General features: G+C 36.5%; 12 protein-coding genes and 1 tRNA gene. 4 read left to right on the top strand and 9 right to left on the bottom strand.

The window, feature by feature from the left end:
- Positions 1-274: 274 nt before the first annotated feature.
- The 3 genes from infC to CYP51_RS08530 form a co-directional block, all read right to left on the bottom strand.
- Positions 275-793 (bottom strand): translation initiation factor IF-3, encoded by a 519-nt coding sequence (gene infC, locus CYP51_RS08545; protein ID WP_103625113.1) that lies wholly within the window; start codon positions 791-793, stop codon positions 275-277.
- Positions 790-2610, bottom strand: a complete 1821-nt coding sequence (gene thrS / locus CYP51_RS08540; protein WP_103625112.1) for a threonine--tRNA ligase — start codon at positions 2608-2610, stop codon at positions 790-792. The genes infC and thrS overlap by 4 nt, the downstream gene beginning before the upstream one ends.
- A gap of 336 nt (positions 2611-2946) precedes the next feature.
- Positions 2947-3522, bottom strand: a complete 576-nt coding sequence (locus CYP51_RS08530; protein ID WP_103625111.1) for a YbaK/EbsC family protein — start codon at positions 3520-3522, stop codon at positions 2947-2949.
- 64 nt (positions 3523-3586) lie between these two features.
- Between CYP51_RS08530 and ung the strand changes: the two genes are divergently transcribed.
- Positions 3587-4279, top strand: coding sequence for a uracil-DNA glycosylase (ung, locus tag CYP51_RS08525; RefSeq protein ID WP_103625110.1), 693 nt, complete (start codon positions 3587-3589; stop codon positions 4277-4279).
- A 1-nt stretch (position 4280) separates the two neighbouring features.
- Here the strand turns inward: ung and CYP51_RS08520 are convergent, their stop codons facing one another.
- Positions 4281-4574, bottom strand: a complete 294-nt coding sequence (locus CYP51_RS08520) for a hypothetical protein (protein WP_103625109.1) — start codon at positions 4572-4574, stop codon at positions 4281-4283.
- Between the two features lie 79 nt (positions 4575-4653).
- Here CYP51_RS08520 and CYP51_RS08515 point away from each other — a divergent pair, with 79 nt between their 5' ends.
- The 3 genes from CYP51_RS08515 to CYP51_RS08505 all read left to right on the top strand — a co-directional run bounded on the left by CYP51_RS08515 (position 4654) and on the right by CYP51_RS08505 (position 8273).
- Positions 4654-5184 (top strand): pyridoxamine 5'-phosphate oxidase family protein, encoded by a 531-nt coding sequence (locus tag CYP51_RS08515; RefSeq protein WP_103625108.1) that lies wholly within the window; start codon positions 4654-4656, stop codon positions 5182-5184.
- A 20-nt stretch (positions 5185-5204) separates the two neighbouring features.
- Positions 5205-6371 (top strand): replication-associated recombination protein A, encoded by a 1167-nt coding sequence (locus CYP51_RS08510; protein WP_258032837.1) that lies wholly within the window; start codon positions 5205-5207, stop codon positions 6369-6371.
- A 483-nt stretch (positions 6372-6854) separates the two neighbouring features.
- The gene (locus tag CYP51_RS08505; protein ID WP_103625106.1) at positions 6855-8273 is read left to right on the top strand and encodes an alanine/glycine:cation symporter family protein; all 1419 of its coding nucleotides are present in this window, start codon (positions 6855-6857) and stop codon (positions 8271-8273) included.
- Between the two features lie 74 nt (positions 8274-8347).
- Here CYP51_RS08505 and CYP51_RS08500 read toward each other — a convergent pair.
- The 5 genes from CYP51_RS08500 to CYP51_RS08480 all read right to left on the bottom strand — a co-directional run.
- Positions 8348-8423: transfer RNA gene (locus CYP51_RS08500), tRNA-Val, on the bottom strand.
- A 556-nt stretch (positions 8424-8979) separates the two neighbouring features.
- A complete protein-coding gene (locus tag CYP51_RS08495) occupies positions 8980-10110 on the bottom strand; it encodes a glycosyltransferase family 4 protein (protein WP_103625155.1) in 1131 nt (376 codons plus the stop codon).
- Positions 10111-10117: 7 nt separating this feature from the next.
- Positions 10118-11077: a glycosyltransferase family 2 protein gene (locus CYP51_RS08490; RefSeq protein WP_103625105.1), complete on the bottom strand. Its 960-nt coding sequence runs from the start codon at positions 11075-11077 to the stop codon at positions 10118-10120.
- Between the two features lie 10 nt (positions 11078-11087).
- Entirely contained in the window at positions 11088-11840 is a 753-nt protein-coding gene (locus CYP51_RS08485; protein WP_103560208.1) for a glycosyltransferase, read from the bottom strand.
- A 9-nt stretch (positions 11841-11849) separates the two neighbouring features.
- A partial coding sequence (locus tag CYP51_RS08480; protein WP_103625104.1) for a glycosyltransferase occupies positions 11850-12609 on the bottom strand: 760 nt, incomplete at its 5' end.

Raw genomic sequence — 12609 nt, 5'->3', positions numbered from 1 at the left:
TAAGCTCACAAGAAATATTTTCAACACAACATCCATACGAGCGATAACAAAGCGGGTAAATTCCAGCAAGTAAAGACCAAAATTTACTAAATTTAAGCCACATCCAAATTTTGCCTATCAAATTTAACCATAAGGTATATCAACCCTGCAAACACCTTTGCGTAAATTTAACACATATAAAAATGATAGGATTTTTGGAAAATAATTATTTATAAGTTTTTGTATTAAAAATTTAATGAAAAAGAGCAAGCCCTAGCCTGCTCTTTGTGAGAATTTAACCCTTTTTTGGAGTTACAAGCATATTTACATAACGACCTTCTATCATAGGTTCTTTATCGCGATCAGCTTCATTTTTTATCATTTCCCAGACCTTCTCAAGCATAGCTACGCCAGCTTCTGGAGTGCTCATCTCGCGACCCTTTAAAAATACACGAAATTTAACATGTTTACCATCTTGTAAAAACTCGCTTGCGTGTTTAACCTTGTAGTTTATATCGTTTTGGGCGATCTTGACAGAGAGTTTTATCTCTTTTATCTCGATGGTTTTTTGCTTTTTCTTGGCCTCTTTTTGCTTTTTCTCTTGCTGATAACGGAATTTACCATAGTCCATTATCTTGCAAACTGGCGGCTTCGCATCTGGCGCTATAAGCACTAGATCAAGCCCAAGCTTATTTGAGATATCTAAAGCCTCTTCTCTTGAGATGACACCGTATGCTGTGCCATCATCTCCTACACATCTTACCTCTCTCGCCCTTATGTCCTCATTGAGCAATACTTCATTTTCCTTACTCAAAAATGTACCTCACTAAGTTTCTCCTTTGTTAAATTTATAAATTCCGCTAAGCTCATATCGCTCTGCGTCCTAGCCTGTCTATCGCGTAGCGCAACGCTCTTGTTCGCTACTTCGTTGTCACCTAGCACAACTATCATAGGCACCCTTTGTTTTTCTGCCGTTCTTATTCTTTTATTTAAACTCTCATTTTTACTTGCGATCTCGCTATCGACGTTGATTTTTCTTAGCTCGCGTGAAATTTCTTTTGCGTAGTCTAAATGCACGTCGCTAATAGGCACAATGACAACCTGCGTTGGAGCTATGAAAAATGGTAGTTCGCCAGCAGTGTGCTCAAGTAAAATTCCTATAAATCTCTCAAAACTGCCAAGTAAGGCTCTGTGAAGCATTACGGGGCGTTGTCTTTCGTTGTTTGCATCGATGTAGCCTAGATCAAAGCGCTCTGGCAAGTTAAAATCGACCTGTATCGTGCCGCACTGCCATTTTCGTTTTAGCGCATCGGTGATTTTGATGTCGATTTTTGGACCGTAGAATGCGCCGCCGCCCTCGTCGATACCGTATTTAAAGCCGTTTTCGTCAAGCGCTTCTTTTAGCGCTTTGGTCGCCGTTTCCCAAATTTCGTCCCCGCCGATCGCTTTTGTAGGCTTGGTCGAAATCTCCATCTCGTAATGAAAGCCGAAATTTTCCATTATTTTGCCAGCAAATTTTAAAATTTCTAAGATATTTTCTTTGATTTGGCTTGGCATACAAAAGATGTGCGAGTCGTCCTGGGCAAATTCGCGCACTCTGAAAAGTCCGTGTAAAACGCCGCTTTTTTCGTGGCGATGCACTACGCCGTATTCGAAAAATTTAAGCGGCAAATCGCGGTAAGAGCGGATATCACTTTGATAGACTTTGATGTGACCAACGCAGTTCATCGGCTTGATGCCATACTCTGTCTCGTCGATCGTTGTAAAATACATATTTTCTTTATAGTTTGCGTAGTGGCCGCTTCTTCTCCACACATCAGCTTTTAAAAGCTCAGGCCCACGCACTGGCTCATAACCGCGGTCGCGGTGAGCTTTGTATAAAATTTGCTCTAGCTTCGAGCGCAAGCGTCCACCATTTGGTAGCCAGATCGGCAAACCACCACCAACTTCTTCATCAAAAGTAAACAGCTTCATCTCGGTACCAAGCTTTCTATGGTCACGTTTTTTGGCCTCTTCGATGATGCGGATATGCTCTTTTAGGCTCTCTTTATCTGCATAAGCTGTGCCATAAATTCTAGTTAGCATCTCACGGCTCTCATCGCCGCCAAGATAAGCTCCAGCCACGCGTGTAATCTTGAAAAATTTTAAAAATTTGGTATTTGGCACGTGTGGTCCGCGGCAAAGATCTTCAAAATCACCTTGTGAGTAGCTGCTCACTTCGCCATCTGGAATTCTTTTTAGGACCTCTTGTTTTAGGTCGTCATCTTTAAATTTATCGCTCATATTAGCTTTAGTTGAGCAGGTTTTGACGATGTCAAATTTCTTCTCAGCAAGCTCTTTCATCTTATCTTCGATCACTGCTAGATCGCTCTCGCCTAGCTTCGTGCCCTCATCATCAACTCTAAAATCATAATAAAATCCATCTTCTACGTTTGGTCCGACAAAAAATTTTGCCTTTGGATAGAGTGATTTGATAGCTTGTGCCATGAGGTGTGCACAGGAGTGTCTGATAACGTGTAGTGCCTCTTTTGAGTTGTCAAAATAGATAGGCTCAGCACTACTCTCGCGCCCTGCGATACTTTGGGTATCAACTATTTCGCCATTTAGTTTGTATGCGATGATATCGCTCATTGTTTTTCCTTATATCAAATTGTCTTTTTTACGATAAAAGAACGATTAAGGATTTTATCAAAATGGGCTTTAAGCTAAACTTAATATTTGCTAAGCAAATTTTTATAAATTCTTTTTAGTAAAATTTGAGCCAAAAATTTTAGTTTTTAAAATATAAACTTTTATATATAAATATAAATATTCCTAATTTAAAAGCATTTTATCTATATAATTTATTATACTTTAAGATTATCATTGATAAGATTTGCCACTGAAATGAATTTAGCAATTTCTCGTCTTTGCATTACTAAAATTCATTTTTCTCCCGACAATATTTAGTGCTAGGAAGTGGTTAGCCTAGCACTTTTCTTTTGTAAATTTAACAAGCACCGGCTTTACTATCCTGGCGTAGTCTTTTGCATTTAGGACTACTGATCTATCAAGAAGCCCTGCATTAAAGGCGATCTCCTCGTTTCGCTCCAGCAAACTCTCATCCACAACAAGGTGCAAATTTTTATGAAAACTAAATGGCGGAACCGAGCCAAATACGCTATCAGCTAAGGCCGTAACCTCCTCTGGGCTAGCAAGGTTTGCTCTTTTACCATCAAATTTTTGCGCAAGTGCATCAAGATCAGCTTGCTCGTCCGCTGGTAATACCGCTAGCAAGTAAATTTTACCAGCCTTCATCACTGGCTTTTCATCATCTAGCAAGTAGTCATTTAACACATTTTCATCTTTAAAAATTTGCCTAAATTTTTCCTCATCTACCCCTTTTATAGAGCACACCAGCGCCTTTGCGCCTTGGCTCATCTTTGTTCCCCTAAGTTTTGACACCTCTTCTGAAGTGGTCGCACTCTCATGCTCTATCACTCTAAATTTAGCCCCATTTTTGCTAAGAAGGTCATGGATTTTATTAAAAACTTGCTCTGACACAGCTCTTTCCTTTGGATAAATTTTAGTTAAAATTATACCGCTAAAACTTACAAAAGGCAGGAAAATGCAGATAAATTTAGACGATATAAGGATCGAGCCAAGTTGGAAAGAGATGTTAAAAGATGAGTTTTTGAGTAAAGATTTCGCGCGTATCAAAGAAAATTTCTTAAAAGCAAAGAGCGCTGGCGTCGTCTATCCACCAAGCGGGCTTATATTTAACGCATTTAATCTAACGCCATTTCACGACGTCAAAGTAGTCATCCTAGGTCAAGACCCATATCACGGCGCAAATCAAGCCATGGGGCTAAGCTTTTCTGTACCTAGTGGCGTGAAAGTCCCGCCAAGTCTTGCAAATATCTATAAAGAAATTTACGCCGATCTTGGCGTAGAGGAGCCAAATAGCGGCGATCTTACAAACTGGGCAAAGCAAGGCGTACTACTTTTAAACTCAACCCTTAGCGTAAGTGCAGGAGCGGCAAATTCTCACGCAAGCTTTGGCTGGCAGGGCTTTACTGACGCTGTTATAAGAAAGATAAGCGAAAATTTACAAAACGTAGTTTTCATGCTTTGGGGCAATCCAGCTAGAGCCAAAGCACCGCTCATTGACGCCAGCAAGCACCTCATCTTAGAGGCAGCACATCCAAGTCCACTGGCTCGTGGAGCATTTTTTGGCTGCCGTCACTTCTCAAAAGCAAATATCTACCTAGCAAACCACGGCAAAACTCCAATAGACTGGGACCTAAACGTAAAAATTTGATCTATTTTTTTAGATCATTTAAAAGCTTGTTTGTCTCTTCAAGCTTTCTTTTGCAAAATTTCTCATCTTTGTTTTGCAAAATTATGGCTTCTTGGCCGCTTTGTCTTTGCTTAAACTCATCAAATTTAAGTTCAAAAAGCCTTAGCGCTTTCTCATCATTTGCAAGCTTCTTGCTCTCTTTGGCATAAAGCTCGTCAAGATAGAGCCTACTTTGCTTGATATATTCATTGCAAACATCGTTTGCATGGACTAAATTTACGCCAAGCAAAATGGCAAAAATAGCTATTTTTTTCATGTTTTTCCTTGAAATTTTTGCGTTATACTAGCCTTTAAGCACTTAAATTTTAAAATGCTCTTTCAAAAAAGGATAAAAAATGAGACGAAAAGATAGAGAGCTAAGCCGTGAAGATGGCTTAAAAATCATAGATGAATGTGAATATGCGGTAATTTCATGTGTGGATGATGAGGGAGAAATTTTTAGCGTACCGATCTCGCCTGTTAGAGTTGGTGAAAGCATTTTTATACACGGAGCTACCGCTGGCTGTAAGGCAAAACTACTTCAAGATGGACGAAAAGTGGAGTTTGTCTGCGTTAGTTTTAACAAAGTCCCGCATCTAAGCGAAAGTGAGCTTGAAGAGATAAAAAACGATGGCAAGGCACTTGGTGGTAAGGTTTTTACAACTGAATATAAAAGTGCAATCGCAAAAACTAGAGCCTACGAGGTCGAGGATGAGACCAAAAAGTATGAAATTTTAAAAATTCTTAGCCAAAAATATACCACGTACGCGATGAGTACATTTGACGTGGCTGCGGAGTATGGGCTAAAAATCATAAAAATTTACGAACTAAAGATAGAGGGCCTTAGTGCTAAGGCCAAAATTTTACCAAAGGCAGTAAAGGAATAAATTTGAGCTCACTTGCACTGATGTTTAGACCAAAAAACTTGGATGAAATTTGCGGCCAAAAGGCAGTTAAAGCAGTATTTTTAAAATTTATAGCTACCGGCAAAATCCCGCATTCCATCTTTCATGGTCCAGCGGGCTGTGGCAAGACGAGCTTTGCAAGGGCTGTGGCAAGCGGCGCAAACTACGACTTTTACGAGTTTGACGGAGGAAATTTAAAGATAGATGACTTTCGCAAAATTTTAAAAAACTACGAAAACGCCCTAAACAAGCCACTCTTTTTCATAGACGAGATCCACAGGCTTAGCAAAACCCAGCAAGAAGCGCTACTCATCCCCATGGAAAACTACAAAGCCCTAGTCATCGGCGCAAGTACTGAAAATCCCTTTTTTACGCTAAGCTCAGGCATCAGAAGTCGCTCGATGCTCTTTGAGTTTAGACCGCTTAGCAGTGGCGATTTTGAGGAGCTTCTTGGCAAGATAAGAGAGCAAATTTCATTTAGCATTGACGAGGAGGCAAAGGAGTATCTCTTTAAAAGTAGCGGCGGCGACGCAAGAGCTATGCTAAATTTACTAGAATTTGCCATCACGCTTGATGAAAATGTGAGCTTAGAAAATTTAAAAATACTTCGCCAAAACGCCCTAAAAGAGGGGGCAAAAGAGGACGACACACACTACGAGCTAGCGAGCGCTTTTATAAAAAGTATGCGTGGAAGCGACGAAAACGCCGTCATATACTATCTCGCAAGGCTCATAGACTCTGGCGAGAGTGCTGACTTCATCGCTAGAAGGATGGCGATATTTGCCAGCGAAGACATCGGCAACGCAAACCCAAATGCGCTAAATTTAGCCGCAAGCACGCTTAGTGTCGTAAAAGAGATAGGCTTCCCAGAGGCTAGGATCATACTGGCTCAGTGCGCCGTCTATCTAGCTAGCTCACCAAAGTCAAACTCCAGCTACAACGCGATAAATGCCGCCCTAAGATACGTGCAAAGTGAAGAAATTTTAAAGATCCCGCCATATCTAAAAAATCACACAAAAGAGAGCAAAGACTACCTTTATCCGCATGATTTTGGCGGCTGGGTCGAGCAAAAATACCTAGAAAAACCGCTCGTTTTTTACAAAAGCAAGGGCATAGGCTTTGAAAAAACGCTAAATGAGTGGCTAGAGAAAATAAAATCCAAGGGTTAAATATTAGGCTTTACTCTGTCAATTTGAAAGGGCTGTTTTAAATTTAAAGATAGAAGACGTGCCTTGGAGTAGATTAACAACAGCTTATGGCAGAGCAAGCGGATTTCCAGAAATTTTTAAACAACTTTGTGTAGCAATAGGCGAGAAAATTTGACGCAAAGTTTGGCTACCAGCAAGTCAAACAGCGGACAAAATATGGCAAATCAGCAAATAACAATGAAGTAAAATTTAGTGTCAAAGCCTTTTAAACGCCTTTGATAAAATTTTTAGCAAAACCAATAGCCAAATACGTTTTACCAAGTTATATCCGCGCAATAAAGATTGCGAATTTCTCACAAAAGCCATCTAAAACACGCTTACCATGAATAAGCCAAAACTAGCACGAAATTTTAAGCTAAGCTAAAAAATTTTTCTTATTTATTCTAATTTTATATTTTTTTAAATATACTCGCTCTCTAAACTACACCAATGAAAGTCAAGAAAATGCCTACAAATTTTGCTGAAATTTTAAATAATTGTGTTGAGAGTATAAATTCATTTCTTTGGGGTCCATACTTCCTTATTACCCTACTTTGCGGCACTGGACTATTTTTTACTATTAGGCTTGGGTTTGTTCAAATTTTTAAGTTTAAAATGGGACTAAGAGAGCTTTTTGGGAATTTCTCACTTCATGGCGAAGCTGCTGGCAAGGCTGGTATGAGCCAGTTTCAAGCAGTTGCAACCGCAATCGCCGCACAAGTTGGCACTGGCAATCTAGTAGGTGCGACAACAGCTCTTATCATGGGCGGTCCTGGTGCGATTTTTTGGATGTGGTGCGCTGCATTTTTAGGCATGGCTACAAATTTTGCTGAAATTTGCCTAGCTCAAATTTACCGCACAAAAGACGATAGCGGGCACACAATAGGCGGTCCGGCATTTTATATAAGTCGTGGATTAAAGGGGAAATGGGCAAAAATTTTAGCTGGATTTTTCGCTATCGCCATCATTATCGCACTTGGCTTTATCGGCAATATGGTGCAAGCAAACTCGATCTCAGACGGCTTTAAAGGTGCCTTTGGTATACCTCAGTGGATAACTGGAGCTTTTTTAGCAATCGTCTGCGCAGTCATCTTTATAGGTGGCGTAAAGGCGATCGCAAGAGTAGCTGAAAAGATCGTGCCTTTGATGGCCTTACTTTATGTAGGTGTTGGACTGATCATTATCGCTTTAAATTTTCACGAAATTCCAGATGCAGTTTTGCTTATCTATAAAGCAGCGTTTGATCCTTCGGCCGCTTGGGGTGGAGTAACTGGAGCTAGCATAGCAGCTGCGATGAGATACGGCATCGCAAGGGGTCTTTTTAGCAACGAAGCTGGCATGGGCTCAACTCCACACGCACACGCCGCAGCTAATGTCAAGCACCCGGTCGATCAAGCAGTACTTGGCATAATGAGCGTATTCGTAGATACTTTTATCGTTTTAAATATCACCGTTTTTGTAGTGCTTACTGCAAATGTTATTAGCTTTGAGAATGGTAAAGCAGTCTTTACAGGCATAACCTTAGTACAAGAGGCCTTCTCATCGCATATCTTTGGCAAGGTTGGCGGATATAGTTTTGTAGCTGTTTGTCTATTTTTCTTTGCATTTACAACGATTCTTGGATGGTACTATTTTGCTGAGATCAACGTAAGATACCTTCTTGGGGCAAAAGCGGTCAGAGCTTTTCAAATTTTAGTAGTCGTTTTTGTATTTTTGGGAAGCTTGCAAAAGGTTGATTTTGTCTGGAGCCTAGCAGATATGTTTAATGGCTTAATGGTCGTACCAAATTTAATTGCCATCATCATTTTAAGCCCTATCGTGGCAAAGCTTTTAAAAGATCACGATGCTGGCAAAGAGTATGATGTGAAAGATTATTTGAAATAAATCTTTACCGCATCTTTAGAAAATTTACCAATAATTAATTTTTAAATCTATTGTTTGGGATGTTTTATTAGAAGTGGTGGCCCCGAATGGACTCGAACCATCGACCACTACCATGTCAAGGTAGTGCTCTACCAACTGAGCTACGGGACCAAAGATTTGGGATTATATTTTATTTTCTATTTTATTTAGCTTAATTCTTTAGTAATTAAATTTATTTATAAGCAGTAAATGTAATGGATAAAATTAGAATTAGCTAACGCTTGCTTCGCAGTTATCGGTAAAGATGAAAACTACCTAGTCAATATCGGCCAACTCACATGTCGTCATAAAAACTCCTTGATAGCGATAAAGAGTCAAAATGTACAAGCTATCACTATGATGTAGGATATAGCACTAGCTTTAGAAATTATCTTGAATGCTAAAAGCCGATATATAAAAATTTATGAAAATAAGATACTGGAGCAAAAAATTAATGCTAAGAAAAAATTTTTCAAAGATGAGTATAACTCTACAAAAGAGGAAGAGGAATTTTTAAAACAAAAGGCTAATAAGAATAATACAGAAACCAGTTAGTGGACTAACGGGGTAGAAGTCTAGCTTAAAAAGCTAACCAGCTTGTCTTGGTTTTATTATTTAAATCACGATAAGTTTGCTAAAATCCAGTCAATATAAATTTTTAAATTAAAAATCTAAAAATGGCAATGTGCTATTTCCCAATAATAATCTTTGCAAGTCTTTCATTCTTTTCATTTATATTAAATTTTACTTCAGCTATTTTTCTGCTTTCCATACCCATTTGGACTATCATTTCTAGATTTTGTATAAAATAAATCATCTTTTGTGCCAAAATTTTACTATCAAATGGTGGCACCAAGAATCCATTTACTCCATCTTCAACAGTTTCTTTGCATCCTACACTATTTGTGGTTATTACTGCCCTTCCTATCGCCATGGCTTCCTGCGTACTTCTTGGTACACCTTCTCTGTAATACGAAGGCAAGACAAAAATGGAACTATTTACTATCCGTTCTTTTATATCATTTACGAAGCCAGGATATATAACTATACCACTATCAAGATAAGGTTTTAGCTCTTCTTGCGTTAATCCAAACGGATTGTGCTCTTCAAAACTACCAAATATATAAAACTTTACATCTTTATATTTTTCTTTTACGATTTTAGCTGCCTCTAAGTACTCAAATATTCCCTTTTCTGCAAGAAATCTTGCTATAAAAATAAAACTTATAGGATCAGTTGTTGCTTTAGTATATGAGAATTTATCAAGATCAACACCTATGCCACCTAAGATATTTATAGACTTTACTTTCATATTGTATCTATCAATTAAGTCCTTTTTATCGTCATTATTTAAAAATATAAGCTCGTCAAGAAATGGTAGTGAAATTTTATATAAAAGAACTTGTATAGTTTTGATAATTTTCGCCTTTTTTGTTTGTCCATTTTTATGAACCGTAAAAGCCCCACCAAGCCCTTCTATCATGCCTACTATTCTTGGCACTCTTACTATTTTTGCGGCTATAGTTGCAAAAATGACTGGCTTAACAAAAAAAGAAAAAACCATATCTGGCCTATATTGTCTAAATAGCTTAACCAAATCACATGTAGCAACGAAATCTTTAAATGGATTTAGTCCTTTTGCATTTAAAGTGTGGTCAAGCGGTGTTGCACCCAATGAGATTATTTTTTTTCTACTTTCTTCATTGTAGTCACTAACTAAACAGTATACATCATGCCCTTTTGATACAAGTAGTTTTATGAGCTCTTCTCTAAAATTTATCATCATAGACGAGACATTACCGATTATAAAAATTTTCATAGCAACCTTATCTCTTATAAATATCTCTAAAAAATTTAAATAATCTATCGAGTCCAATAAATGGTAATAGACAAATAACTTTTTTAAGTATAGAAAATTTATTATTTTTCAATATAAGCCAAATGTTCGCTGCTTCTTTATCAATAGATTTTAAATTTTTTACGAAATCATTATTTAAATTATAAAAAACAACACTAATAAGCCTAGTCCTATGATATTTGATTAGCTCATCATAGATACCTTTACTCTTTAAGAATTCACATATTGATTTATACATGTCTTTTATGTCGGCTACTGTTCTAATATCAATTTTAGTAGATAGACTATGGTAATTTAGCTTATTATAGTGAAAAAAAGCCTCTGGAATATATATTGTATTCTTAGAAAAATAGAATAATTGAGTCATTATATAAACATCTTCACCAAATTGAAATTCTTTAAAAACAATATTTAATAAAAGTTTTCGTTCTATTAATTTATTAGTCATGGACGGTAAAATATATCCACCAACCGATGCCTTGAGTTTGTCATTATTTTTTACATCTCTATATCTATCTTTTTTATAGACCTGCCTATTTTTATAATGCAAAATCATATCACAACAAACTATATCAGCATCATTAGATTCTGCGGCGTTGTACATCTTACTTACCATATCAATATTAATCCAGTCATCACTATCTACAAACAAAACATATTTACCATTTGAAGCATCCAAACCATATTTTCTAGTAAGACTTGATCCACTATTTTTTATATTGTTGATAATTTTTATATCATCTTTTCTATTTGGGTATCTTTCAATAATGCCCTTCAAAATTTTCATAGAACTATCTGGAGTGCAATCATTTACAAAAATATACTCTATATTGTTATAGTCTTGCTCTAAAAGCGTAGTTGCACACTTTTCTATATATTTCTCCACATTGTAAATAGGAACTATTATAGAAACATCGTAGTCTTTCATTTATATATCTTTATAATTTTCTAAAATTTTTAATAAGTCTTAAAATAAATAGGACGGTTTGTAAAAATTTATTTTCGCCCATCGCCACCTGAACTCTGTAAAATTCACAAAGAGTTCCTAATATATCAATACTACTAACTCCATCATTTGAAAATTTACCGACAACACTTTTTACAGCTTTTATCTTTGCTCCATAATTTGCAGCAGTTAGTACAAATAGCTGATCTGCTGCTATTGGAAATTTTCTTGAATAGTAACCAAGTTTTTGATGAAGACTTGTGCGGTATATTGAGCCTACAGCATGTCCTGAAATATAGCGAAATTGTCCTTTAAGCCATTTTGGACCACTATTTGGCTCAATTTTACCATTATTGGTATCAATACGAGCTGTTATTATATCTGCACCACCTTCTATAGCTTTCTTATAATCTTGAATAGCATTTGGATAAAGCTCATCATCAGCACCGATAACAAGATAGAATTCTCCATTGCAAGCTTTTATGCCTCTATTTAAAGCATCATAAATCCCAAAGTCTTCGCCCGAAATTACTTTTATATTTATCCCGCCAGTATTTTTTAAAATTTCTAAAGTCTTATCGCTAGACGCTCCATCAGAAACGATCCACTCAAAATCTTTATCGACTTGCTCTTGTAGACTTTTTATTAATCTAGGTAAAAATTTTCCTACATTATAAGTTGCGGTAATTACGCTAAGTTTAGTTGGGTTTTCATTATAGTTTTTATAATAGATTTTTTTATTCATTGTTATGCCCTAGTGAGCCAAAACTTCTCTACAAATTGAAGAGTAAATATTTGCAAATTTTTTTGTCCTTGCTTCTAATGGTTCTACATTGCTCTCATTTTTTATCTTATAAAATTTTAGTACTTCTTTTAAAGACTCAATACTATCTCTTTTAAAAAAAACTGCGTTTGGATATTGTTCTTTATGCACATCTAGATCAGACAAGATCATATTTTTTCCTACACTTTTACACTCTTCAACTGTAGAGCTCCAACCCTCAAACAAAGATGGATTTATCACCGCTTTTGAGAATTTAATTAATGCAAAAACATCTTCATAATCCACAAGACCCAAAAGTTTTATATTATCTTCAAGATTATTTGATTTTATAAATTCCCTTGCATCATCAATATATGTTTTATTTCTATAATCACCTAGATACCCAGTACAAACAATATTAATCTCAATGCCATCTTTTTTTAATTCACTAATGGCCTCAAATATCATCATGTGATTTTTATGCTTCCAAAATTGATTTGGTATATAAAAAAAATCATCTTTTATTTCATACTTTTGCAGTAACAAACTTTTATCATGTTCATCTAGTTCAAAGTATCTGTTATTTGGTTGTGAAACAAATTGCAAAACTCTTGCCTTGTCTTCATAATTAGGTACAAATTTCTTCATATCTTTTAACGCATCAAAACTACTAAGAACAATTAGATCACTATCTCTTATAAACTTTAAAAAGTGATTATTCCTGTTTTGTATCTCTTTTTCAGAAAACATT

The sequence above is a fragment of the Campylobacter concisus genome (assembly GCF_002912895.1).
Classification (GTDB): Bacteria; Campylobacterota; Campylobacteria; order Campylobacterales; family Campylobacteraceae; genus Campylobacter_A; species Campylobacter_A concisus_G.
Note: the sequence above shows the minus strand (reverse complement) of the source record. Positions and strands in the feature narration are given on the sequence as shown.